The following is a 23,244-nucleotide window of genomic DNA, read 5'->3' on the forward strand; positions in this document are numbered from 1 at the left end:
GAGGAGTGACATGGCTGATAACACCCGCGCCCAGCGGTTGGCGAAGCAGATTCAGACGATTGTTGCTTCCGCGATTGAGCGGGAGATTAAGGACCGCCGGCTGGAGTTGGTCACTGTGACCGACACCCGAGTCACCGGGGACCTTCATGACGCCACCATTTACTACACAGTGCGTGGCCAAGAGATCGACGACGAACCTGACTACGAGCAGGCCGCTGAGGCGCTCAACCGTGCTCGCGGGCAGATCCGCAAGATCGTGGGTGATCAGCTTTCGGTTCGGTTCACGCCGACCATCTCGTTTGAGCGCGATACCGTGCCGGAAGCTTCCGCGCACATGGAGGAGTTGCTCAACCGTGCCCGCGCGCGTGACGAGGAGCTAGCAAAGCTGCGCGCAAATGCGAAGCCGGCTGGCGATGCTGACCCGTACAAGCGCTCCGGTGAAGGGGAGTAGTGCCCTGAACAGCCAGCTGTTTGCGGAGCATGCTCCGCTATTTGCCGAGGTTGCCGAGCGTATCCGCGCCGCGGACCGCGTCAACGTGGTCGCACACATCAACCCCGATGCGGATGCGATCGGGTCGGCGTGTGCGCTCGCAAAGGGGCTCACGGCGCTTGGTATCGACAACGACGTTTACATTGGCCAGCCGTTGCCGCACCCGGCGAATATGCGCACTATCCCGGGAGTCGATGAGATCATCTACGGCGAAACTTTGCCGGAGGATGGCCTTGTTGTCACCGTGGATTGTGCCTCCGCAGATCGCACAGGAGCATTCCTGGTCGATGTTACGGATAACCCGTCGCGCGTTATTGTCATCGATCACCACAACACCAACCCCGGTTTCGGCGACATGAATTTGATCGTCGAGTCCGAATCGACCACAACGATGATCCGCGAGTTGCTTGATCATCTTGGGGTGGAGCTTGACGAGGACATCGCGTACTGCCTGTACGCGGGCTTGGTCACCGACACCGGCAGCTTCCGGTGGGGCACACCGAGGATGCACCGTTTGGCCGCGGAGCTGATGGGCTACGGCCTGAATACTCGCCAGATTGCGCTGGACCTGATGGACACGATGAGTGCGACTGACCTCCAGCTCATGGGCGCGGTGTTGGCGGAAACCCAGATCATTCCGGTCAAGGGGCTCTCCGTTGCAGTGCTCACCATTCCCACGGGGTTGTTAGCGCGCATGAGTCAGCCAACGGTCGAGGCGATCATCGACTACGCCCGTGCCCTTGAAGGCACCGACGTTGGTGTGGTGTTGAAGCAGTACAGCAGCAAGCACTGGGCGATGTCGCTGCGTTCTACGGTGCTGAACGTTTCAACCGTCGCGCGCTCTCTTGGCGGTGGCGGACACAAGGCAGCAGCGGGGTACTCGGCCACCGGTTCGCGCTCTGAGGTCGTCCGCGACCTGCTCGACGCGTTGCCAGAACCCGCCGACCGATGAGGGGCGCGGACGCTGCCCGCACACCAACCGCGCGGGATATCTTGATGCTCGCGCTGCCCGCGCTCGGCGTGCTGGCAGCCAACCCGCTGTATCTCCTGCTGGATACCGCTGTCGTTGGCAGGCTCGGCACCGCGCAGCTGGCTGCACTCGCTGCAGGCGCTGCCATTCAGTCGACCGTGACAACCCAATTAACGTTTTTGTCCTATGGCACGACGGCGCGAAGCTCGCGGTTTTATGGTGCCGGAAAACGCGATCAGGCAGTCGAGGAAGGTGTACAAGCTACCTGGGTAGCGCTCGGGGTGGGCGCGATCTTGGCGCTGATTGTGTGGGTGTTCGCCCAGCCGTTGGCGATGGCGCTTGCAGGTGACGTTGACACGAGTGTGCGCGCTGCGTCCTGGATGCGTGTATCCGCATTCGCCATCCCGATGACGCTGATCGTCATGGCCGGAAATGGCTGGATGCGCGGCGTGCAAAATACGCGATTGCCGTTTTACTTAACGTTGTGTGGCCTCATTCCCGGCGCGATCTCGTTGCCGTTATTGGTGAACCAGTACGGGCTTGTGGGCTCCGCGATATCCAACGTGATTGGCATGGGGATCACATCAACGTTGTTCGTGGTGTTCCTTATCAGGGATCACCGGACGTCGGGCCGGGGCTGGGCGCCGCAGTGGTCGGTGATTTCCAAGCAGCTCGTGTTAGGCCGCGACCTGATTTTGCGGTCGTTATCGTTTCAAGTCTCGTTGCTGACCGCTGCTGCAGTTGCTGGTCGCTTCGGCGTGGTTGCGCTTGCTGCTCACCAGTTGATGCTGCAGCTGTGGAACTTCCTCACACTCGTGCTTGATTCGCTGGCTATTGCGGCGCAGACCCTGACCGGCTCGGCTTTGGGGCGGGCAGGGGCGCAGGACGCACGCGCTGTTGGTGAGCACGCACTGAAGTACTCGATGGTCTTCGCGGTCGTGCTGGCCGTGGTGTTCGCGTTGTTCCGTGAGCCGATTCTGGGTTTGTTTACGCAGGATCAGGCGGTCGTCGATACGCTGCAGCTGCCGTGGCTGTTGTTTATCGCCATGATCATCGCCGGGGGAGCGGTGTTTGCGCTCGACGGGGTGCTGCTTGGTGCGGCGGATGCGGCGTACCTGCGCAACCTGACACTGTTTTCGCTGCTCGGGGTTGCGCTGCCGATCATCATCGCTTCCGGTTTCTTTGGCTGGGGCCTGACCGGTATTTGGGTCGGACAACTCGGCCAAATCCTTGTGCGCCTCGTAGGTGTAGTGCACAGGTTCCGTTCCATGCGATGGGCAGTGACAAGCGGTGATGGTAGGAATGACGCATGACCACGACACTCTGGGCAGTCAGCGACCTGCACGCCGCAGTGAAGCTCAACGGCCCAAAAATCGACGACATCCAGCCTACTGACCCGTCTGACTGGCTCATCGTCGCTGGCGACGTGGCCGAACGGTTCGAACTCATCGTTGAAGTGATGACAGAACTGGCCAGTCGGTTCGACACCGTCATCTGGGTGCCCGGCAACCACGAGCTATTTTGCCGTTCTGCGGACAGGTACCGCGGCCGAGAAAAGTACGCCATGCTAGTTCAAGCGATGCGCGCTATCGGTGTGATTACCCCGGAAGATCGCTATCCGGTGTTCGGCGGAGTGACCATCGCGCCGCTATTTACGCTGTACGACTATTCGTTCCGCAGCAGGGAAATGACTGTCGACGAAGCCCTGCAGGCCGCCCACGACAACAACGTGGTGATGACAGACGAGTTTGCCATCGCACCATTTGTGGATATCCGTGGCTGGTGCTGGGACCGTTTGGCCTACACCACCAAACGCTTATCCCGCATTAGCGGGCCGACGATTCTGGTCAACCACTGGCCGCTGGTGCAGGAGCCGGTGCAGCGCATGATGTGGTCCGAAATCGCCCTGTGGTGCGGGACCCGGCACACCAGGACATGGCCCAAGCGCTACAACGCGCAGGCAGTGGTGTACGGTCACCTGCACATGCCGGGGGTGACCAAGGTCGATGGCGTCGACCACATTGAGGTCTCCCTGGGCTATCCGCGCGAGTGGCGCCACCACCCGTCCACGCGGCAATTCCCGTATCCGGTCATGGAGGTTGAATAGTGATGCAAGATATTTCGCTGTTTCCTCCAGAAGCACGCTGCGTCTTTTTACTTACCGACGACGCCGGCGACCTCACCCGCTACGACCACCTCCATCCGGCAGAGCGCCAGGAAGTAAAGACTGCGGTGGACCTGCGCAAGGGAGAGTTCGGCGATGCCCGCTGGTGCGCACACCAGGCACTGCGCGAACTGGGCGTGGAATCTGCAGGCGCGATCCTGCGCGGGGAACGCGGTATGCCGTTGTGGCCAGAGGGGTTTACCGGCTCGCTGACCCATACCGATGGCCTGCGCGCCGCTGTCGCAGCACCAACCCGGTACGTACTGTCGATGGGGCTCGATGCGGAGCCGGCAGAATCGCTGCCAGACGGGGTGCTGGAGTCGATCGCCAGTGATACTGAGATCGCGATGGTCAACGGTATGCGTGAGCAGGGGCAGCAATGGGCCGACCGGCTGCTGTTTTGCGCCAAGGAAGCGACCTACAAGTGCTGGTTTCCGATGACACGGCGTTGGCTAGATTTCGACGAAGCCGAAATTGAGTTGCGCGCCGACGGCACGTTTGTCTCGCAGCTCCTCGCCCGTCCCGCGCCGGTGCCGGTGTTTGAGGGCCGCTGGGTGGTCCGTGGTGGCTACGCGGTGGCTTCCACGTACGTGCGCTAAGAGCTAAAGTGTGGATGGCCGCGCCACAAACACCGTGGCGAGGCGCTTGCCCTGCTCTTTGACCAGGGCGACTGCTTTGCCGTCTGGTCCAACGGCGGCGTGCACGCCCTTCAAACCGCGCGGCTCGAGCCACTTGCCCATGGATAGCGCCGCGTATTCATCAGCAGTGACATCAAGCACCGGCCACGAGCGGGTCAGTGCCTCATCCATGGTCAGTGACAACACAGCATTGTCTTCCAACGCGTCGAGGGTGTGAGCGTCGTCGATGGAGAACGGGCCGACGGAGGTTCGTCGCAAAGCAATCAAATGCCCGCCAACCCCCAGTGCTGCGCCGAGGTCGCGGCCCAGCGAGCGGATATAGGTGCCGGAGGAACAATGCACGCGGGCGTCGATGTCGACGACGCCATCGTGGTGGCGGATCTCGCTGACATCGAAAGCGTGGACGGTCACGGGGCGGGGAGGAATGGTGACCTCCTCACCGGCGCGCACCAGTTCGTGGGCTCGGCGCCCATCGATCTTGATCGCGGACACCTTCGACGGAACCTGCATGATATCGCCGGTCAGCAGTGCGATCTGCTCGTGGATCGCGTCGTCGGTTACCTCAGACGCGTCGTGCGTTTCGGTGATCTCGCCCTCCGCATCATCTGTGGTCGTGGACGCACCGAGGCGGATCGTCGTTTCGTAGACCTTGTCCTCTGCGACCAGGTGCGCCAGCAGCTTCGTGCCGCGCTCAATGCCTGCGACAAGCACGCCCGTGGCCATCGGGTCGAGCGTTCCAGCGTGGCCAACCTTGCGAGTACCGAAGAACCGACGCAGACGCGCCACCACGTCATGACTCGTCAAGCCCTGAGGCTTATCGACGACAACAATGCCGGACTTTTCGAGGGGATCGTTCATGCTTTTGAAGTATGCCGTACTGTGTCCCCCGTGGATATTTTGCGTGGCCTCGACGCAGTGCCGGAAACATTTGGCGAGCCTGGTGGCACCGTCGTCACTATCGGCGTCTTTGACGGCGTGCACAGAGGCCACCAACTGCTGATCTCGAAGGCCGTGGATACCGCACGTGAACTCGGTGTGCCAAGCGTGGTCATGACCTTTGACCCGCACCCCGTGACGGTATTCGCCCCAGGTCACACACCTGCGGCGCTGATGTCGCTTGAGGAGCGCGCCCGCCACATCGCTGAGTTGGGCGTGGACTACTTGCTTGTCATTGATTTCCGGCACGAGCTCGGCGGGGTTTCGCCCGAGGGGTACGTGGAGGACGTACTCGTGGGCCAACTGCGCGCCCGCCACGTGCTGGTGGGGGAGAATTTCACCTTTGGAAAAGATGCCGCAGGCACCGCTACAACCATGGCGCAGCTAGGGGAGCGCGCAGGCATCGACGTGACGATTGTGCGATTGCTTTCCGACGGCGGTGTCAAGGTCTGCTCCACCGCCATCCGCGACGAACTCTCCGGCGGAAACGTACAAACGGCGACCGACTACATGGGACGGCCGTTCTCTGTGATCGCACCGATTGAACGTGGTGCCGGCCGTGGCGGCAAGGAACTGGGATACCCGACGGCCAACCAGTACGCATCCGATGCGGCTGCGATCCCGGCTGACGGTGTCTACGCGGGCTGGCTCACCATCATCGACGACGCCCCCATCGACGGCGACATGGAACCCGGCGTGCGCTACCCAGCGGCGATCTCCGTGGGGACGAACCCCACGTTTGGCGACAACCGGCGCAGCGTTGAGTCGTTTGTGCTCGACCGCGACGCCGACCTGTACGGGCGGATGGCCCGAGTGGAGTTCGTGGGCAAGGTTCGCGACATGGTCAAGTTTGACTCCGTTGAGGAATTACTTGAGCACATGGCGCGCGATGTGGACACCACTCGCGATATTCTCGGTGCATGACCACGAAGCTGATCCTGATCCTGGACCTTGACACCGGCATCGACGATGCCCTGGCACTGGCGTACGCACTCGCGTCGCCCGAAGTAGAACTCATCGGCGTGACCTGCACCTACGGCAACGTGGTTGTCGAGGATTCAGTGCGCAACACCCTTGCCATCTTGGAGCTGTTTGGCCGCACAGACATTCCGGTGTTCGCAGGCCCAGACCACGCGCGCGCGAAGGACTCCTTCGAGGTCCAGGAGATCTCCGCGTTCATCCACGGCAAAAATGGCATTGGCGAGGTGGAGATCCCTGATCCGACGCGTCAGGTGGAATCGACGTCTGCGGTGGACTTCCTCGTCGAGTCGGTTACGGCGTACGGCGATGACCTCATCATCGTGCCCACCGGGCCGTCAACCACGATCGCGGCAGCGGTCGAGGCATCCAACGTGTTCCGTGAAAATGCCAACATCGTGATGATGGGCGGCGCGCTCACCGTCCCAGGCAACGTCACCGCCTGGTCCGAAGCGAACATCAACCAGGACCCCGAAGCAACCGACCTGCTGTTCCGCCAGCTGCGCAACGTCACCATGATCGGTCTCGACGTCACGCTACAAACACTGTTGACCACCAAAGAAACCGCGACGTGGGCCGAATTGGGCACCACCGGTGGCACATTCCTGGCCGACATCACGAACTACTACATCAACGCCTACAAGACCACCTCGCCGCACCTCGGCGGCTGCGGCCTGCACGACCCGCTCGCCGTAGCCGTGGCCATCCAGCCTGAGTTGGTGGACACGCTTGGCATCAACATGAAGGTGGACACCGAGGGCGAGACGCGTGGGCGCACGATTGGCGACGAAACCCGCCTGAACGACCCCGACAAGTGCGCAGCAGTGGCTGTACGGGTAGATACTGCAGGTTTCCTCGAAGAGTTCATGCGTCGATTGACTGGTTTGGCCCAGTCCACCCCTGTCGTGTAACCTTTTCGAGGTCTTGCGCCAGCCGACTGTGGTTCGCGGCAGTCATGGAGCAGCACAGACTTTTTCCGTAGAACGCGAACTGAAACAACCAAGGAGCACCTCATGGCACTGTCCACTGAGAAGAAGGCCGAAATCCTCAAGGAGTACGGCATCCACGAGACCGACACCGGTTCCACCGAGGCACAGGTTGCGCTGCTCACCGCGCGTATCAACAACCTGACCGAGCACCTGAAGGACCACCAGCACGATCACCACTCCCGTCGTGGCCTGCTGCTGCTCGTCGGTCGTCGTCGTGGCCTGCTGAAGTACCTGCGCGAGAACAATGTTGATCGCTACCGTGATCTCATTGCCCGTCTGGGTCTTCGTCGCTAAGCAATAGCGCAAAAAATAACGCCTCACCTGCGCGGTGGGGCGTTTTTTGCTATTATTGCTGGCCGTTGCAAGAACACCTATGACATGGCGGCACCGATGATCGCCAACACGCCTTCGAAGGAGAGGGATCTTTTGCGCAACTTTAAGCCAAACAACTCGTTTGATGTCCACGTCGATGAAGACTTCGGCGTCACCGAAGCGGTTGCCACGCTGGATAACGGCGACTTCGGCACCCGCACCATTCGTTTCGAGACCGGCCAGCTCGCGCGCCAGGCCGACGGTTCCGTCACCACGTACCTCGACGAAGAGACCATGATGCTGGCCACCACCACCGCATCCAACCAGCCGCGCGAAGGATTCGACTTCTTCCCGCTGACCGTCGACGTTGAAGAGCGCATGTACGCCGCGGGCAAGATCCCGGGCTCGTTCTTCCGCCGCGAGGGCCGCCCGTCCACCCAGGCGATCCTGGCATGCCGTCTGATCGACCGCCCGCTGCGCCCGACCTTTGTTAAGGGCCTGCGCAACGAGGTTCAGGTTGTCATCACGGTGCTGTCGCAGCACCCGGAGGAGTACTACGACGTTGTCGCGATCAACGGCGCGTCCGCCGCGACGCAGCTTTCCGGCCTGCCGGTGTCCGGCCCGGTTGGTGGCGTGCGCATGGCACTGCTTGCCGACGATAAGCACCCCGAGGGCCAGTGGGTCGCATTCCCGAACTATGAGCAGCACGAGCGTTGCCTGTTCGAAATGGTCGTTGCTGGCCGCATGGTTGAGCGTAAGCGTGGCCGCAAGACCGAGGAAGATGTCGCCATCATGATGGTGGAGGCAGGCGCCGGCGTGAACGTGGTCGAGCAGATCAAGAAGGGCTACCCAGCCCCGACTGAGAAGACCGTTGCAGAAGGCCTCGAGGCAGCCAAGCCTTACATCGAGACCCTGTGCCGTGCGCAGCGTGCGCTTACCAGCGAGGTTTCCACCGAGCAGAAGGAATTCCCGCTCTTCCCGGCGTACTCCGAGAAGGTGTTCAAGGCCGTTGAGAAGAAGGCCGCGAAGAAGCTGGCCAAGCTGATGACCATTGCATCGAAGGCTGAGCGTGAGAACGCCACCAACGAGTACATGGAAGACATCGAGGAAGATCTGTTCGACTCCTTCGATATCGACGATGACGAGCGCGAGGAGCGCGACGCAGCATCGAAGGAAATCCGCGCCGCGTACAACGCACTGCAGAAGCAGATCGTGCGCGAGAAAATCCTCACCGAGGGCTTCCGTATCGACGGCCGCGGCGTGACCGATATCCGCGACCTCGGCGTCGAGGTGGAGCTCATCCCGCGTGCCCACGGCTCTGCGTTGTTCGAGCGTGGCGAGACCCAGATTCTCGGCGTGACCACCCTGGACATGCTGAAGATGGAGCAGCACCTCGACTCGCTGCACCCGGAAGAGTCCAAGCGCTACATCCACCACTACAACTTCCCGCCGTACTCCACTGGTGAAACCGGACGCGTCGGCTCTCCGAAGCGCCGCGAAATCGGCCACGGTGCGCTCGCCGAGCGTGCCCTTGAGCCGGTGATCCCTTCGCGTGAGGCGTTCCCGTACACGATCCGTCAGGTTTCCGAGGCGCTCGGTTCTAACGGCTCGACCTCGATGGGCTCCGTGTGTGCTTCCACGCTGTCGCTGTACAACGCTGGTGTGCCGCTGGCAGCACCGGTTGCGGGTATCGCGATGGGTCTGGTCTCCGGCGAGGTCAACGGCGAAACCGAATACGTTGCGTTGACCGACATCCTCGGTGCCGAAGACGCGTTCGGCGACATGGACTTTAAGGTCGCCGGTACCCGCGAGTTCATCACCGCTCTGCAGCTAGACACCAAGCTCGACGGCATTCCGTCCAGCGTTCTTGCAGATGCGCTGAACCAGGCCCGCGACGCCCGCGAGGCTATCCTGGACACCATGGCTGAGGTCATCGACGGCCCGGACGAGATGAACCCGCTCGCACCGAAGATCACCACCGTGAAGATCCCGGTATCCAAGATCGGCGAGCTGATCGGCCCGAAGGGCAAGACCATCAACCAGATCACCGAGGACACCGGCGCAAACATCTCCATCGAGGACGATGGCACCGTGTTCGTCTCCGCCACCTCCGGTGAGGCTGCCGACGCCGCGATTGAGAAGGTCAATGCGATCGCGAACCCGCAGATGCCGAAGGTGGGCGAGCGCTACCTTGGCACCGTGGTCAAGACCGTGGCGTTCGGCGCGTTCGTGTCCATCACCCCGGGCACCGATGGCCTGATCCACATCTCCAACCTGGGTGGTAACACCCGTGTGGAGAAGGTCGAGGACGTCATCAACGTCGGCGACAAGGTCGAGGTTGAGATCCGCGACATCGACAACCGTGGCAAGATCTCGCTTGTCCCGGTGGAGGATAACGCGTAGTTTTTCGCAAACATCATGGGCGCTTCCCAGTTGGGGAAGCGCCCGTTTTGTCTTGCTAGGGCAGAAGACGCAACCTTTTGCCAAGCGCCAGTGCCGAGGTCATGAGCGGGCCGTAGAGCCGCTTCGGCATCGCGTGTGGGCCGCGCATAGACACGATGCGTTGCTGTGCGATGTTTTTCACCTCGGTGTACTTGGTCATCCCGTCGCGTCCGTGGCGCCGGCCCATCCCGGATTCCTTTACCCCGCCCAGCGGGGTTGCCATCGAGCCCCATGTAGCGGCGTAGCCGTCGTTGATCGTCACGCTGCCGGCTTCAACGCGGCGCGCGATCTCCCAGGCGGTGTGCGGGGATGCAAACACGGAGGCGTTAAGTCCGTAGGGGAGGGCGTTGGCCAGATCGATCGCCTCCTCGACGCTGCCCACACGCTGGACATACACGACGGGGCCGAACACCTCTTCCTCACGCAGGTTCGCGTCAGCGGGTAGGTCTGCGAGAACGGTAGGCGCGAAGTGGAGAGGACCAACATCTGGGCGAGGTGTGCCACCGGTGACCACCCGTGCACCCTTCGCTACGGCGTCGTCGACGTAGGTCTGCACCCGTTTGAGCTGGGTATCGTCGATAAGCGAGCCCATGTCATAGTCCCAGTTCAGTCCCTTGCCCAAGGTGAGTGATTCGGTGGAGTGGGTGAACGCGTGCAGGAAGTCGTCGTAAATGTCTGTGTGGACGTAGATGCGTTCGATGGACACACACAACTGACCCGCGTTGGAGAAGCACGCGATAGCCATTGTGCGCGCGTGCTTTTGTACGTCGGCGTCCGGCGCGACGATCATCGTGTTTTTGCCGCCGAGTTCCGCGGAATAGCCGATGAGCCGTTCGCCGACAGTGCGGCCCAGTTTCTTGCCGGTGGCGGTGGAGCCGGTGAACATCAGGTAGTCGCACCGCTCGGCTATCGCACCGCCGACTTTTTGGCCGGAGCCTGTCACGACTTGGAACACGTCCGCTGGAAGGCCAGCCTCCACGAGCAGTTGCTTGACGACGAGACACGAAAACGGCGTCTTCGAATCCGGCTTCGCCACTACAGCGTTGCCAGCGATAAGAGCCGGGATGGCATCAGAAATAGCCAGGGAAAGCGGGTAGTTCCACGGACTGATCTGGCCGACAACACCGACGGGGATGCGTTGCTCCCGCGCACGGGTCAGCAGAGGTAGAGCACCCGGGCGTCGTTTCTCTGCCAGAAACGTTGCTGCGTTGCGGGCGTAGTACCGGGCATTATTGAGCACGTCGAGCACTTCGTCGAACGCTGCCGTTCGGTCCTTGCCGGTCTCGAGCTGCACGATGTCCGCCAGCACGTCGCGGTGCCGGTAGACCAGCGAATGGAACGCGTCGAACACCGCGGTGCGATCCGCCAGGCTGCGCTCCGCCCACGCACGCTGCGCCACACGGGCGCGGCGAAACGCTTCATCCACGTCGTCTGTGGTGCCTGCGGGGACGGTGCCGAGGGGCTCGTCGATAAGCGGAGATGCGACGGAGATCACCTCGCCGCCGTGGTTCGTCGTCAGGGCGACGAGCTCGCTCTGAAGGTGTGCGGGCAGTGGTTGTTCGCGGAGACGTTTTGGCAGCATAACGCCGATGCTAGACGGGGCAACCGCCGGACGTTGCGTCTTGGCCCTTCGGAGAGTACGGGGTGATCAGTTTCGGTTCCTTGTACTTGCCGGAGATCATGCCGTTTTTGATCATCAGCGAGCGCCCTGGCTCCATGTAGCGCTTGTCCCCAGGCAGGATTTTGAACACACTGCGGATAAACCTTGCGATTCGGTTGAAGCGGCGCTGGTCGCGGTGCGTCCACTCAAGGTCGAGGATCTGGCGCTCCTTGTCGTTGAGCGTGCCAACAGTCAGCCAAATCACGCTGCGCATGATCGGCTTCCAGATGACCTTCCACACAGCCTCGGGGACACCATCCGGTGCCTTCACCGGTTCGACGCGGGCGGTACGCAGCGCGAAATCGACCGTATCGTTGCGCTCAAGCACAGTGTCTTCCATCTCTTCGATGTAGGCGATCAGGTCGTCGTAGTTGTCAATGACAGGGCGCTCGGACAGGCCGTACAAGTCCCACCAGGTCACGCCTTCGCGCACGATCTGGTCTTTCTCCGCGTGGGTAAACGGGGTCCCGAACAGTTCCTGAGCGAGGATGACACGGTAGACGAATGTTGCGTGTGCCCACCAGTAGGTTTCTGGGTTGAGCGAGTGGTAGCGCTTGCCGTCGCGGAGCTTGCCCTTGATATCTACGTGGTAATCGCGGATTTGTTTACCGATCACGTCCTGGTCGTCGTAAATCGACGCGATGATTTGAGGGGTGGAGCGCTCAAGGCGTGCGAAAGGCTCCTCGAAAAACTTCGAGTGGTCCAGCAGTGACTGGCCGATGGCTGGGTGCATATTCTGCAGCACGCCGGTGTAGCCGCGCAGGAGTTGAATGCGGTTGTCGGCGCCCCATTTCCACAGCAGCGAGTCAGGGCCGAGCGGTGCGCGTTTTACGTCGCGCTTACCGGTTTTGACACTGCCGTCGAGCAGGTCGTCGAAGTTATCTGATGGCTGTGGCTTTGGCATGGTGTGAAGCGTAACACAATCACGCTGTATCTTGACCTGTCTCACTGGAAGTTTCTTCCGAATCGTCACGATGGCCGAGCAATTCTTCGCGACGATTCCACGTAAACAATCCGGCAAGCGGCGAGATACCGAAAAGCAGGCCCCAGCGGCGCTTGGCGTCGTCGTCAAGATCGCTGCGCTGAATCTCGCGCAACTTGCGCCACAAGACGAACAACCCAAGGACACTCACCCCGATGACGAAGGCGAGCCCAAGCCACGATGTGGCGTTCATTACTTCTGAAAGTCCACGACGATGCGGGTCGGGTTTTCAAGCACGCTGAGCTTGTACGGGCGCTGCTTGTCCAAACCGACAACGTACTGGGCGTCCGCTTCGAACACGCCGCCGTCCGCGATCTCCGTGATGCTGCCGGCCGCCACGCCGGCAGGGCTGGACTTAGCCAAGACTGCCTCATCTGCAGACATACTTAGCGGCACACCCTGGATGATCAGCGTGAAGTACGCATTACCGGCGGGTTTCAGTGGGAAGCCGGAAGCCTGCTGGCGCGGGTCGGTGTCGTACCCGGCGATCACGCTCGGCGAACCGGTGCCAGACAGTTCCACTACGAGGCGGTCGTATCCCTCGTGCGAACCAGCACGCACGTCTTCGACCATCATCTCGGCGAGTTGCTCGGACTGGATGTGTGTGTCTTCGAGCGAGAACCCATCTTTGGTGGGTGGCTCTACGGGGGCAGCTGCTGCGGCAGGGGAGACATCAGTGGTCGTCGCCGCTTCGCTCGAGGTAGCGGTCGTGCTCTGCGACGTTGGTGCTGTAACGGTGGCGTCGGTACTGGCGTCGGTGCCGGCGTCGTTGTCCGCAGAGCACGCGCCGAGCAGCAGCGCCGCAATGGCACCCGGGATAAGTAGTGTCGTGTGGCGTTTCATAGTCGCCCAGCTTAGGTGGCGCTACCATTGCGGGCGAGCGAAAGAAAGGATGCACATGATCAAGGTTGGAGTGCTTGGCGCACAGGGCAAGGTCGGCTCGGCAGTCGTCGCCGGAGTGAAGAAGGCGGAAGATCTCGAGCTGGCGGCGGAGATCAACAAGGGGGCCTCGCTGCAATCGCTTGTCGACGAAGGCGTCGACGTCATCGTCGATTTCACCACCCCGAACGCGGTGATGGACAACCTGGAGTTCTGCATTAACAACGGCATCCACTGCGTTGTCGGCACGACTGGCTTCGACGATGCCCGCTACCAGCAGGTCCGCGACTGGTGCGCCGCCAACGAGGGCGTCGGCGTGCTCATCGCTCCGAACTTCGCCATCTCTGCGGTACTCACCATGGCGTTTGCCCGCCAGGCGGCGCCATTCTTCGAGTCGGCGGAGGTCGTCGAGTTCCACCACCCGAACAAACTCGACGCGCCGAGCGGCACCGCAGTCAAGACAGCGCAGGGAATTGCACAGGCCCGCAAGGAAGCCGGTATGGACGCGATGCCGGACGCGACCGAGCAAGCACTCGACGGCTCCCGCGGCGCCGATGTCGACGGTGTGCCTGTCCACGCGGTACGCATGCAGGGCATGGTCGCGCACGAAGAGGTCATTTTCGGCACCACCGATCAGTCACTGACCATCCGTCAGGACTCTTACGGCCGTGAATCCTTCGTCCCAGGTGTTTTGACTGGTGTGCGCGAAGTGGCCAACCGTCCAGGTCTGACGATCGGCCTCGACGAGTACCTCGGGCTCTAAATGCGTGCCGAACTCGTCGCCGCAACCGCCCTGCGCAACACCCGCCCCGCAGGCGGCACCGATGTCACCGACGCAGAGGCGGTTATCGCGCACGCCGCAATGTCGTCCCACGACGCCGAAACAGTGCTGCGCAGGCTTATCGACGACGACCGCACCGACCTTCTCGCCCACGCCAGCGCCACCCTCCACGTGTACGGGGTATCGCGCGCCGCGGCAGAAATCATCCGTGCACACCCCGGTTTCGCGGTGAGCCTGCGTGACGACGACGGCGCGGTCGTCCCGCACCTCATCGCGGAAGACGAGGACCTTGTCAACCTGTTTGACACCGCCATCGAACACATTGCATTCATCCGCCAAGAACTCCTCGACGGTCTCGAGCACGTGCTTGTCGACGACCCCAACCTGCTCTCTCGGCGCAAACGAGCCACCGAAGCAGCACGCTTGCTTCAGCCCTTAGCCACCGCAACGCAACTGGTAATCACAGGGTCGTACGGGGCGTGGCGTGGTTTCGTCGAAAAGCACAGCGGAAAATATGAAGACAAAGAAATCAGAATGATCGCACGCGCGTGCCTCGATGTGCTCCAGCCGGAAGCGCCCTTGGTGTTTGAAGATTTGGCGGCAGGGGAACGTCGATAAGCACATACGTGTCAATAGGAGGTATTCTTCTTGCTCATGGGCTCATCATGCAAAGTTGATACAGGTGCCAACACATTCGGCACCGTCTGCGTCGCCATGGTTACGCCGTTTGATTCCGACGGCAACCTCGACCTCGCCGCAGGACGTCGGCTTGCTGCCCACCTTGTAGAAAACGGAATCGACACACTCGTCCTCGCCGGAACCACCGGCGAATCCCCAACAACCAGCGCAGAAGAAAAGGTTGAGCTGCTCAAAGCAGTGCGCGAAGAAGTTGGCACCAACGCAAAAATCGTCGCTGGAGCCGGCTCCAACAACACCCGCCACGCAGTCACGCTGGCACAACAAGCTGCAGACGCGGGCGCAGACGCCCTGCTCGCAGTCACCCCCTACTACTCCAAACCCTCACAGGCCGGAGTAGTCGCGCACTTCAAAGCAATCGCAGCCGCAACCGACCTACCCGTCTGCCTCTACGACATCCCGGGACGCTCCGGGATCCCCATCACTGCCGAATCGATCCGCGAACTCGCCGAGGTCGACAACATTCAGGCAATGAAAGACGCCCGCGGCGACCTCTTCGAAGCCGCAGGCCTCATCCAAGAGACAGGCCTGGCGTGGTACTCAGGCGACGACCCGCTCAACCTGCCCTGGCTCACACTCGGCGCAACCGGAGTTATCTCCGTCGTCGGACACGCAGCACCACAAGCGCTGCGGGGACTCGTGGACGCATTCGAGGCCGGCGACCTCACCCGCGCACGGGAAATCAACGCCAACGTACTCAACGTCCTCGCACGGCAGCAGGCCGAGCTGGGTGGCGTGACATTTGCAAAAGCAGCTCTGCGACTGCAGGGCATCGAAGTGGGAGACCCGCGCCTGCCTGTCGCACCAGCGACAGCCGAGCAGGTCAAGCGGCTCCAAGAAGATATGAAAGAGGCTGGAGTCCTATAAATATGAACGAACCCCGCAACCGCGCCCGCAAGGTGACGCGCAAGGCAGGACCCCCGGAACCGGCTGATCAACAGCCGGTCTTCCAAGCTCCGGAGACCCCGGACACAAACGCACAGAAGAACACCGCCGATAATGGCGGCGACGCGGGCCGTGATGGCGGTCGCGACGGTGGTCGCAATGGCGGCGAAAGGCCGCGCGGCAACCGTGGTGGTAACGGCGGCAACAACGGTGGTGGCGGCAACGGTGGTGGCAGCAGCCGAAACCGTCGCCGTGGCCGTGGTCGCGGTGGCAACCAGGGCGGCGGTCGTCGCAACCCGGTGAAGGGAATGCAAGGCGCCGACCTGACCAAGCGCTTGCCAGCCCCGCCGAAACTGGCCAAGGACACCCTGCGTATCTACGCACTCGGTGGTATTTCCGAAATCGGCCGCAACATGACGGTCTTCGAATACAACGGCCGTCTGCTCATCGTGGACTGTGGCGTGCTGTTCCCGAACTCCGACGAGCCGGGCGTGGACCTGGTCCTGCCGGACTTCGGCCCGATTGAGAACAAGCTGGACAAGATCGACGCGCTCATCGTCACCCACGGCCACGAAGACCACATCGGTGCGATCCCGTGGCTGCTGAAGCTGCGCCACGACATCCCGATCTACTCGTCCAAGTTCACCAACGCCCTGATCAAGGCAAAGACGCAGGAGCACCGCCAGCGTCCGAAGCTCAACGACGTGAACAAGGACTCCGAGGTCACCGTCGGCCCGTTCCGCCTGCGCTTCTGGCACGTCAACCACTCCATTCCGGAGTGCCTCGGCGTATCCATCAAGACCGGTGCCGGACACGTCGTGATGACCGGCGACGTCAAGGTTGACCAGACCCCGTACGACGGCAAGCCGACCGACCTGCCGGCCCTGTCGCGTCTTGGCGACGAGGGCATCGACCTGTTCATGTGTGACTCCACCAACGCCACCATCCCGGGCATCTCCGCCTCTGAGGCGGGTATTGAGGAGACGCTGATCCGCCTCGTCGGTAATGCTCGCCAGCGCGTTGTCATTGCCTCGTTCGCCTCCAACGTTGCACGTGTGCAGATGGCGGTCAACGCCGCTGTGGCCAACAACCGCAAGGTTGCCTTCAACGGCCGATCCATGCTCCGCAACATGGAGATTGCGGAGAAGATGAACCTGCTCAAGGCTCCGAAGGGCACGATCATTCCGATCGAAGAAGCCGCGAAGATGGCCCCGCATAAGACGGTACTGATCACTACGGGTACGCAGGGTGAGCCGATGGCGGCACTGTCGCGCATGTCTCGCCGCGAGCACCGTCAGATCACCATCCATGACGGCGACACGATCATCCTGTCGTCCTCGCTCATTCCGGGCAACGAGGAGGCCGTGTTTGCGGTGATTAACAACCTCGCCCAGATCGGTGCGAACGTGATCACCAACGCTGAGGCGCACGTTCACGCGTCCGGCCACGGCTACGCTGGCGAGCTGCTTGCGCTGTACAACGCAGCACGCCCGCGCAACGCCATGCCGGTGCACGGCGAATGGCGTCACATGCGCGCGAACAAGGAGCTCGCGATCTCTACTGGTGTGAAGCCGAACAACACGGCGCTTGCCCAGAATGGTGTTGTCGTCGATATGCACAAGGGCAACATCAAGGTTGCCGGCCAGTACCAGGTGGGCCAGCTTTACGTCGACGGCGTGACCATGGGTGATGTCGACCCGGACGTGCTCGCCGATCGTACGTCGCTGGCATCCGGCGGTGTCGTGTCGATTACCTGCGTTATCGACGACGCCACCGGTCGTCTCCTCGAAGCACCTCGCGTATCGACGACCGGCTACTCCGACGATGACCGCGACTTCAACAAGAAGGTCGTCGAGGGGGTCGAAGCCGTCATGGGTGACCTCGCTGCGGAAGGCGAGAACGATCCGTTCCGCATGGTGCAGCAGATTCGCCGCAAGGTCTCGCGCGCGATCGAGCAGAACTACAAGCGTCAGCCTGTGATCCTGCCGACCGTTGTGCCGATGTCGTCCGACAACCACATCGCGACTGAGGAAGAAATCGCCGCTACTCGCGAGTCCCGCTAGTTCGCTGCGTTAACCCCCAAATCGGGGTCTGGCCGTAACGCCGGGCCCCGATTTTGCTATTTCAGAGGTATGAAAAAGTCACTCGTAGCACTCACCGCCACCGCGACCCTTCTCACAGCCACGCCTGCACTTGCCGACGAGCGAGCACATCCGCTGCCGGAGGGGACACCGGTTCCGTACGATCCGGGCTACACCGGATACTGGATGAGCCACGACGTTGTGCGCCCTGGTGATCAGGACTACTACTCGGCTAATAACGATGCGATTCGCGTGCTGGGTCGTTTCGACGGCGACCAGATCCTGTGCGCTCACTACAAAGGTGGCATGCAGGGGTGCTACGTCGAAGGTCAGACGGTCACCGATTTGGGTTACGGCGCGTCGGGTCGGGTCGTGACCACTGACAAGACGTGGGCGATGTTCGCACCTGTACTCCGAGTTTTCATCAATATCGAGCAGAATCTCTTTAGCGTGTTCCGGAGCGCGCAGCTGCTCTAAAGGCTCGTGGCTATGCTCGTTGGCATGTCTTTTGCACAACGAGAACGCTCACGTCTGGCCGAGTTGTTCCTTGAGGTAGGCCCTGATGCGCCCACCTTGAACGAAGGGTGGAACACCTTCGACTTGGCCGCACACCTGCTGATCCGCGAGTCGAAGCCCTTGGCGTTGCCGGGCATGTTCGTGGACGCACTGTCGGGTATGACGGAGAAGGAAACCTCAAAGGTGAAGGCCCGCCCATACACCGAGGTGGTGAACGAGTGGGCGGCCGGCCCGCCGGTGTGGATCAAGCCGTTCGATGCTGCAATGAACACTGCCGAGCACTTTATTCACCACGAGGATGTGCGCCGGAGTGGGGGAGAGGTGCGCCCGCGCGACTTTTCTCGCACGGTGAACGCGCAGCTTTTGGCGCTGGCGAAGCGCTTCGGCGCGATGACGTTGCGCAAGGCTCAAGCGCCCGTGATTCTGACACCGCCGGACCTGCCGCCGGTGACTCTCGGGGATAAGGCAGGGGTGGCACAGCGTGGCGACGACGTCGTGCGCGTCAGCGGAGCACCCGGCGAATTGCTGTTGTGGGTATCGGGTCGCAACGCTGCGGAGATTGAACTGACCGGCGCATTGGAAGCGCTCGATGGCCTGGATGTCAAGATTTAACGCTTGACACCGTGCCTCTGGTGTGGCGTATGGGGAAAATGTGACTTAAGGCGTTAGAGTTACACCCATGTCTGTCAAAAACACCGCACCGCGTAACTCGCGGTCTTCTTCACGCCGCTCGGCGGACGGCACCCGCTACGGCGGGCCGGTGTCGATGACACACCCGCCGACCTCTTCCACCGTGGCCGCCGACACTGCCGATGAGCGCGTCGGCTCTGCGTACAAAGTGGTCGGTAGTTCCCTCGGCGCCGCAGCCCGCGGCGTCGGTTCGTTTCTCCGGCGCGAGCCGCGCCACCATGAGCAGGAAGAAGAGAATCTGAGTACCTCACGCCGTCGCCCGCGACGCGACCAGTACGACGACCACGACGAGCTCGAACAGCGTGACGACGACCCCACGCCGCGTTCCAGCACCTTCGAGCACCACGCCGACGCATGGGGTCTTGTACTTATCGGCCTCGCGGCCGTCATCGGCGGCTCAGTGTGGTTCGATGTTGCGGGCCCGGTCGGGGATTTGATCTCCACCGGCACCCATTGGTTGATCGGTGCGGGTGCGCTGATCCTGCCGGTCGTGCTCGTCGGCGTCGCTATTGCGCTCATGCTTAACGTGCGCGCGAGCGACGAGGTTCGCGCACGCGCCGCTCTGGGCTTCAGCATCATCGCAGTGGCGATGCTTGGCCTCATCCACGTGTTTGCCGGCAACCCTTCGGCATGGGAAGACCGCAGGATCGCTGGCGGCGCGATCGGTGCCTTCACCGGTGGTTTGCTCGCTGCTGGTTTTTCCTCGTTCGTTGCCGTGCCGCTGCTGGGCTTGATCGTGCTGTACGGTGCGCTCAAAGCGACAGGTATTACGGTGCGCGAGGCCTACGACTACGTCAAGGGCCTCGTTACCGGCATGCTCAACGCAGAAGACGATGAGGACGACGACCCGTACTCGCACGTCGACGCAGACCTCGATGACATTACAGAAGGCCGCGACCGCCCACGCCCACGCGCGTCGCGTCCAGCGCCACGTCTGATGCCCCGTCCGCGCCGCCCGCGCACGCCGATGGAGAGTTACCCCACCAACGAGGACGAAGACGACGACCTGTTCGACTTCGCCGACGACCTTAACGACACCGACGACACCGACGACACCTCCGAACCAGAAGCAGAACCGGAGGCGACCACGGCCGTTCCTCGTCCGAAGCGTCGCCCTGCACCGACGCCAGCGCCGGCACCAGCGCAGACGACCCGCGCCGACAACAACCCCAACGAGACGAAGGTGTTGGAGCGCCCGGAAGAGACGTCGGATCGTCGACAAGCAGTGGCCCCCGATGCCGTCGAGACCTCGCGCGAGCAGATGGCGAAAGCCATCGCCGCACGCTCCGGCATCGACGCCTCCAAAATCCCTGCAACCACCCCAAAGTCCGAAACCCAACCACCGGCACCGAAGCAGGTACGCAAGATCCCGCAGGGCGACTACACCCTGCCCTCAACCGACCTGCTCATCCCCGGCAACCCGCCGAAGACGCGCACCGAAGCCAACGACCGCATGATCGAAGCCATCACCGATGTCTTCGAAGAATTCAACGTCAACGCACAAGTCACCGGCTTCTCCCGCGGCCCGACAGTGACCCGTTACGAGGGCGAACTTGGCCCAGGTGTGAAGGTCTCCAAGATCACCAACCTGCAGTCCAACCTCGCCTATGCGGTGGCCACCGACAACGTCCGCCTGCTCACCCCGATCCCCGGCAAATCCGCCGTCGGCATCGAGGTACCCAACGCTGACCGCGAAATGGTGCGCCTGCGCGACGTGCTCGACGCACCGAACGTGGCGTCGCAGGACGATCCGATGCTCATCGGTCTGGGCAAGGACATCGAAGGCGACTTCATCGCGTCGTCGGTACAGAAGATGCCGCACCTGCTGGTTGCGGGTTCGACGGGTTCCGGTAAGTCAGCGTTCGTGAACTCCATGCTCATCTCGTTGCTCACGCGCGCCACCCCTGAGGAGGTCCGCCTCATCCTGGTGGACCCGAAGATGGTGGAACTGACCCCGTACGAGGGCATCCCGCACCTGATCACGCCGATTATCACTCAGCCGAAGAAGGCGGCCGCAGCCTTGCAGTGGTTGGTGGAGGAGATGGAGCAGCGCTATATGGACATGAAGTCCGCGCGCGTGCGCCATATCAAGGACTTCAACCGCAAGGTGCGCTCTGGTGAGCTGACGGCCCCTCCGGGGTCGGAGCGTGAGATGCGTCCGTACCCGTTCATCGTGTGTGTTGTCGACGAGTTGGCAGACCTGATGATGACTGCGCCGAAGGAAATCGAGGACTCGATCGTTCGTATCACGCAGAAGGCGCGTGCGGCCGGTATCCACTTGGTGCTTGCGACCCAGCGTCCGTCCGTGGATGTGGTGACTGGTCTGATTAAGACGAACGTGCCGTCGCGTCTTGCGTTTGCGACCTCGTCGTTGACGGACTCTCGCGTGATCCTCGACCAGGGCGGTGCCGAGAGGCTCATCGGTATGGGTGATGGTTTGTTCATCCCGCAGGGTGCCGGCAAGCCGCAGCGTATGCAGGGCGCGTTCGTTTCGGACGAGGAGATCCAGGCGGTTGTCGACGCTGCGAAGTCCCAACAGGACGAACCCGACTACGTTGAGGGCGTCACGGAGGATAAGCAGGCGGAAGCCAAGGTCATTGACGACGACATCGGTAAGGACATGGACGACCTCCTCGAGGCCGTCGAGCTGGTGGTGACCTCCCAGCTGGGTTCGACGTCGATGCTGCAGCGCAAGTTGCGTATCGGTTTCGCCAAGGCTGGCCGCCTGATGGACCTGATGGAATCTCGCGGTGTGGTCGGCCCGTCTGAGGGGTCGAAGGCTCGCGAGGTGTTGGTCAAACCGGAGGAGTTGGAGACGATCATCTGGATGATCAAGGGCGCCGATCCGGCTGAGGCACCCAAGGACATCATGCTTGACGACGACACCACCACCGACGGCCCTGACTCTGGCAGTGACACTGGCGGCACCGACGGCGACACCCGCACCGTTACCGCCACGTACAACCCCACTGGGGGAGCCTTCTAGCCTGTCTGAGGGCATGTCGAATAACCCGCCGTGTGCGGGTTTTCGTCGTTAAGTAGCCGCTAGCCGAAGAGTTGCTGCATTGCCCCCGCTTCGGTCACGGGAACCGGCACACCACTTGGCGAGACCCATGTCGGGGTGCCGTTGATGATTTCGATGCGCCCTCGACTGGTGTGCCAAGGGTCGTCGTCGTTGACCCGGTTGTGGTAGCTGCACAGGGGTGCGAGGTTATCTATGTTGGTTTCTCCGCCGTGCTTCCAGGCCGTGATGTGGTGAATCTCGCACGAGTCAGCTCCATGACGGCAAGAGGGGAAGGGACAACGAGGCATGAGCAGGCGTGCGAGGTCGCGCTGTTTTTTGTTGGCGAAGCGCTGTGTCCGGTAGAGGTTCACCGCCCCGGCTTGCGGGTGGAACAGGGCGATTTCACCGAAGGTGAGATTGAGGTACTCGGCTCCGGTCATGGTGGTGCCGTCGGTAAGTACGAGGGTCACATCCTCGCCGTCGCCGGAGAGGATCCGGATGTGCTCAGGTAGCGGTGCGAGCACTATCGGGCGGGGAGCGACGTGTGGGATGGAGGTGCCGTCGCGAAGCAATGTCAAGAACGCATCAAGCATCTGTGGTGCCGCGGGCCGTGAGCTGTCCACGTGCTGGCGCAGGGCGTGCTCGAGATCCGCGATGTCTCGCTCGGAGGCGGTGACCCTCATCGTCCGCATCCCAAGGGTGGAGCAGGAGAACGTGACCTGTGCCTTCGGCATCCTCGGCGCCGTGGGTGGGATGAGGTCTTTTGCGGCCTGGCGCAGTGCGGCGAAGCTGCCGTGGACGGCGAGGAGCTTGTGGCGCGCGCGCCAACGCTCGCTCTCATCGTCGATTGCAGTCAGCCGGTTCTCGATGTACGACAGCCGGTCCAAGTCGAACGCGCCAGCGCGGGCCGCCTCCAGGGCTCGGCGCTGCTGCTTGGTCCACTTTGTGGCGCCGAAGTAGACGTCGTGGATGCGGCCCCAGGCGGTCACGGTTGCTGGCCGGCAGCGGCTGGCAAGTGCGGCTGCACGGTTGAAGCCTTGCAGGCTATCCACCGTGGGTAGGTCCGCGAGGAAGGTTTCAAATGGGCTCATGCCTCGCACGTTAAACCAGTTGCGCAATGCCCGGCAGGGCCCTTGTGGATAACCGCGTTG

Annotated in this window: 22 protein-coding genes; 16 read left to right on the forward strand and 6 right to left on the reverse strand. The window is 62.1% G+C overall.

The window, feature by feature from the left end:
• Window positions 1-10: 10 nt before the first annotated feature.
• Genes rbfA through HMPREF3120_RS04285 form a run of 5 tightly spaced genes read left to right on the forward strand, consistent with a single transcriptional unit; the run spans window position 11 to window position 4,223 of the window.
• The gene (gene rbfA / locus HMPREF3120_RS04265) at window positions 11-451 is read left to right on the forward strand and encodes a 30S ribosome-binding factor RbfA (protein ID WP_070422292.1); all 441 of its coding nucleotides are present in this window, start codon (window positions 11-13) and stop codon (window positions 449-451) included.
• Window positions 438-1,442: a DHH family phosphoesterase gene (locus HMPREF3120_RS04270; RefSeq protein WP_246815411.1), complete on the forward strand. Its 1,005-nt coding sequence runs from the start codon at window positions 438-440 to the stop codon at window positions 1,440-1,442. Before rbfA ends, HMPREF3120_RS04270 begins: the two co-directional genes overlap by 14 nt.
• Entirely contained in the window at window positions 1,439-2,773 is a 1,335-nt protein-coding gene (locus HMPREF3120_RS04275; RefSeq protein WP_070451008.1) for an MATE family efflux transporter, read from the forward strand. The genes HMPREF3120_RS04270 and HMPREF3120_RS04275 overlap by 4 nt, the downstream gene beginning before the upstream one ends.
• Entirely contained in the window at window positions 2,770-3,567 is a 798-nt protein-coding gene (locus HMPREF3120_RS04280) for a metallophosphoesterase family protein (protein WP_070422294.1), read from the forward strand. The genes HMPREF3120_RS04275 and HMPREF3120_RS04280 overlap by 4 nt, the downstream gene beginning before the upstream one ends.
• 2 nt (window positions 3,568-3,569) lie before the next feature.
• Window positions 3,570-4,223 carry a 4'-phosphopantetheinyl transferase family protein gene (locus tag HMPREF3120_RS04285; protein WP_070422295.1) on the forward strand — a complete coding sequence of 218 codons (654 nt, stop codon included), beginning with the start codon at window positions 3,570-3,572 and terminating at the stop codon, window positions 4,221-4,223.
• Between the two features lie 3 nt (window positions 4,224-4,226).
• Here the strand turns inward: HMPREF3120_RS04285 and truB are convergent, their stop codons facing one another.
• On the reverse strand, window positions 4,227-5,120 hold the full coding sequence (gene truB, locus HMPREF3120_RS04290; protein ID WP_070451009.1) for a tRNA pseudouridine(55) synthase TruB: 894 nt from the start codon (window positions 5,118-5,120) through the stop codon (window positions 4,227-4,229).
• Between the two features lie 30 nt (window positions 5,121-5,150).
• On the opposite strand from truB, the gene HMPREF3120_RS04295 reads away from it, so the two are divergent.
• From HMPREF3120_RS04295 to HMPREF3120_RS04310, 4 genes are all read left to right on the forward strand, one after another.
• The gene (locus tag HMPREF3120_RS04295) at window positions 5,151-6,122 is read left to right on the forward strand and encodes a bifunctional riboflavin kinase/FAD synthetase (protein WP_070451068.1); all 972 of its coding nucleotides are present in this window, start codon (window positions 5,151-5,153) and stop codon (window positions 6,120-6,122) included.
• Window positions 6,119-7,087, forward strand: coding sequence for a nucleoside hydrolase (locus HMPREF3120_RS04300; protein WP_070451010.1), 969 nt, complete (start codon window positions 6,119-6,121; stop codon window positions 7,085-7,087). Before HMPREF3120_RS04295 ends, HMPREF3120_RS04300 begins: the two co-directional genes overlap by 4 nt.
• Window positions 7,088-7,189: 102 nt before the next feature.
• Window positions 7,190-7,459 (forward strand): 30S ribosomal protein S15, encoded by a 270-nt coding sequence (gene rpsO / locus HMPREF3120_RS04305; RefSeq protein WP_070422298.1) that lies wholly within the window; start codon window positions 7,190-7,192, stop codon window positions 7,457-7,459.
• 96 nt (window positions 7,460-7,555) lie between these two features.
• Window positions 7,556-9,880 (forward strand): polyribonucleotide nucleotidyltransferase, encoded by a 2,325-nt coding sequence (locus HMPREF3120_RS04310; RefSeq protein ID WP_070451069.1) that lies wholly within the window; start codon window positions 7,556-7,558, stop codon window positions 9,878-9,880.
• A 55-nt stretch (window positions 9,881-9,935) separates the two neighbouring features.
• On the opposite strand, the gene HMPREF3120_RS04315 is transcribed toward HMPREF3120_RS04310, so the two are convergent.
• Genes HMPREF3120_RS04315 through HMPREF3120_RS04330 form a run of 4 tightly spaced genes read right to left on the reverse strand, consistent with a single transcriptional unit; the run spans window position 9,936 to window position 13,404 of the window.
• On the reverse strand, window positions 9,936-11,501 hold the full coding sequence (locus HMPREF3120_RS04315) for a succinic semialdehyde dehydrogenase (RefSeq protein WP_141739366.1): 1,566 nt from the start codon (window positions 11,499-11,501) through the stop codon (window positions 9,936-9,938).
• A 10-nt stretch (window positions 11,502-11,511) separates the two neighbouring features.
• Entirely contained in the window at window positions 11,512-12,483 is a 972-nt protein-coding gene (locus tag HMPREF3120_RS04320) for an oxygenase MpaB family protein (protein ID WP_070451011.1), read from the reverse strand.
• Window positions 12,484-12,502: 19 nt separating this feature from the next.
• The gene (locus tag HMPREF3120_RS04325) at window positions 12,503-12,754 is read right to left on the reverse strand and encodes a hypothetical protein (RefSeq protein WP_070451012.1); all 252 of its coding nucleotides are present in this window, start codon (window positions 12,752-12,754) and stop codon (window positions 12,503-12,505) included.
• A complete protein-coding gene (locus tag HMPREF3120_RS04330) occupies window positions 12,754-13,404 on the reverse strand; it encodes an AMIN-like domain-containing (lipo)protein (protein ID WP_070451013.1) in 651 nt (216 codons plus the stop codon). The genes HMPREF3120_RS04325 and HMPREF3120_RS04330 overlap by 1 nt, the downstream gene beginning before the upstream one ends.
• Before the next feature lie 55 nt (window positions 13,405-13,459).
• On the opposite strand from HMPREF3120_RS04330, the gene dapB reads away from it, so the two are divergent.
• The 7 genes from dapB (at window position 13,460) to HMPREF3120_RS04365 (ending at window position 22,075) form a co-directional block, all read left to right on the forward strand.
• Window positions 13,460-14,203, forward strand: a complete 744-nt coding sequence (dapB, locus tag HMPREF3120_RS04335; protein WP_070451014.1) for a 4-hydroxy-tetrahydrodipicolinate reductase — start codon at window positions 13,460-13,462, stop codon at window positions 14,201-14,203.
• On the forward strand, window positions 14,204-14,839 hold the full coding sequence (locus HMPREF3120_RS04340; protein WP_070451015.1) for an FAD-dependent thymidylate synthase: 636 nt from the start codon (window positions 14,204-14,206) through the stop codon (window positions 14,837-14,839).
• 36 nt (window positions 14,840-14,875) lie between these two features.
• Window positions 14,876-15,784 carry a 4-hydroxy-tetrahydrodipicolinate synthase gene (gene dapA, locus HMPREF3120_RS04345; RefSeq protein ID WP_070422304.1) on the forward strand — a complete coding sequence of 303 codons (909 nt, stop codon included), beginning with the start codon at window positions 14,876-14,878 and terminating at the stop codon, window positions 15,782-15,784.
• Window positions 15,785-15,786: 2 nt separating this feature from the next.
• Window positions 15,787-17,865: a ribonuclease J gene (locus HMPREF3120_RS04350; RefSeq protein WP_070422305.1), complete on the forward strand. Its 2,079-nt coding sequence runs from the start codon at window positions 15,787-15,789 to the stop codon at window positions 17,863-17,865.
• A gap of 69 nt (window positions 17,866-17,934) precedes the next feature.
• Window positions 17,935-18,360, forward strand: a complete 426-nt coding sequence (locus tag HMPREF3120_RS04355; RefSeq protein ID WP_070451016.1) for a hypothetical protein — start codon at window positions 17,935-17,937, stop codon at window positions 18,358-18,360.
• A gap of 24 nt (window positions 18,361-18,384) precedes the next feature.
• Window positions 18,385-19,011: a TIGR03085 family metal-binding protein gene (locus HMPREF3120_RS04360; RefSeq protein WP_083284772.1), complete on the forward strand. Its 627-nt coding sequence runs from the start codon at window positions 18,385-18,387 to the stop codon at window positions 19,009-19,011.
• Window positions 19,012-19,078: 67 nt separating this feature from the next.
• Window positions 19,079-22,075, forward strand: a complete 2,997-nt coding sequence (locus HMPREF3120_RS04365; RefSeq protein WP_070451018.1) for an FtsK/SpoIIIE family DNA translocase — start codon at window positions 19,079-19,081, stop codon at window positions 22,073-22,075.
• A 59-nt stretch (window positions 22,076-22,134) separates the two neighbouring features.
• Here the strand turns inward: HMPREF3120_RS04365 and HMPREF3120_RS04370 are convergent, their stop codons facing one another.
• The gene (locus HMPREF3120_RS04370) at window positions 22,135-23,184 is read right to left on the reverse strand and encodes an HNH endonuclease signature motif containing protein (protein ID WP_070451019.1); all 1,050 of its coding nucleotides are present in this window, start codon (window positions 23,182-23,184) and stop codon (window positions 22,135-22,137) included.
• Between the last annotated feature and the right edge of the window lie 60 nt (window positions 23,185-23,244).

It is taken from the genome of Corynebacterium sp. HMSC11D10 (assembly GCF_001806995.1).
GTDB lineage: Bacteria > Actinomycetota > Actinomycetes > Mycobacteriales > Mycobacteriaceae > Corynebacterium > Corynebacterium coyleae.

Bases quoted from the DNA above. Each gene is read 5' to 3' on its own strand.
- rbfA (WP_070422292.1), top strand. From the start codon at position 11: ATGGCTGATAACACCCGCGCCCAGCGGTTGGCGAAGCAGATTCAGACG.
- HMPREF3120_RS04275 (WP_070451008.1), top strand. From the start codon at position 1,439: ATGAGGGGCGCGGACGCTGCCCGCACACCAACCGCGCGGGATATCTTG.
- HMPREF3120_RS04280 (WP_070422294.1), top strand. From the start codon at position 2,770: ATGACCACGACACTCTGGGCAGTCAGCGACCTGCACGCCGCAGTGAAG.
- HMPREF3120_RS04285 (WP_070422295.1), top strand. From the start codon at position 3,570: ATGCAAGATATTTCGCTGTTTCCTCCAGAAGCACGCTGCGTCTTTTTA.
- truB (WP_070451009.1), bottom strand. From the start codon at position 5,120: ATGAACGATCCCCTCGAAAAGTCCGGCATTGTTGTCGTCGATAAGCCT.
- HMPREF3120_RS04300 (WP_070451010.1), top strand. From the start codon at position 6,119: ATGACCACGAAGCTGATCCTGATCCTGGACCTTGACACCGGCATCGAC.
- rpsO (WP_070422298.1), top strand. From the start codon at position 7,190: ATGGCACTGTCCACTGAGAAGAAGGCCGAAATCCTCAAGGAGTACGGC.
- HMPREF3120_RS04310 (WP_070451069.1), top strand. From the start codon at position 7,556: ATGATCGCCAACACGCCTTCGAAGGAGAGGGATCTTTTGCGCAACTTT.
- HMPREF3120_RS04315 (WP_141739366.1), bottom strand. From the start codon at position 11,501: ATGCTGCCAAAACGTCTCCGCGAACAACCACTGCCCGCACACCTTCAG.
- HMPREF3120_RS04320 (WP_070451011.1), bottom strand. From the start codon at position 12,483: ATGCCAAAGCCACAGCCATCAGATAACTTCGACGACCTGCTCGACGGC.
- HMPREF3120_RS04325 (WP_070451012.1), bottom strand. From the start codon at position 12,754: ATGAACGCCACATCGTGGCTTGGGCTCGCCTTCGTCATCGGGGTGAGT.
- HMPREF3120_RS04330 (WP_070451013.1), bottom strand. From the start codon at position 13,404: ATGAAACGCCACACGACACTACTTATCCCGGGTGCCATTGCGGCGCTG.
- dapB (WP_070451014.1), top strand. From the start codon at position 13,460: ATGATCAAGGTTGGAGTGCTTGGCGCACAGGGCAAGGTCGGCTCGGCA.
- HMPREF3120_RS04340 (WP_070451015.1), top strand. From the start codon at position 14,204: ATGCGTGCCGAACTCGTCGCCGCAACCGCCCTGCGCAACACCCGCCCC.
- dapA (WP_070422304.1), top strand. From the start codon at position 14,876: ATGGGCTCATCATGCAAAGTTGATACAGGTGCCAACACATTCGGCACC.
- HMPREF3120_RS04350 (WP_070422305.1), top strand. From the start codon at position 15,787: ATGAACGAACCCCGCAACCGCGCCCGCAAGGTGACGCGCAAGGCAGGA.
- HMPREF3120_RS04355 (WP_070451016.1), top strand. From the start codon at position 17,935: ATGAAAAAGTCACTCGTAGCACTCACCGCCACCGCGACCCTTCTCACA.
- HMPREF3120_RS04360 (WP_083284772.1), top strand. From the start codon at position 18,385: ATGTCTTTTGCACAACGAGAACGCTCACGTCTGGCCGAGTTGTTCCTT.
- HMPREF3120_RS04365 (WP_070451018.1), top strand. From the start codon at position 19,079: ATGTCTGTCAAAAACACCGCACCGCGTAACTCGCGGTCTTCTTCACGC.
- HMPREF3120_RS04370 (WP_070451019.1), bottom strand. From the start codon at position 23,184: ATGAGCCCATTTGAAACCTTCCTCGCGGACCTACCCACGGTGGATAGC.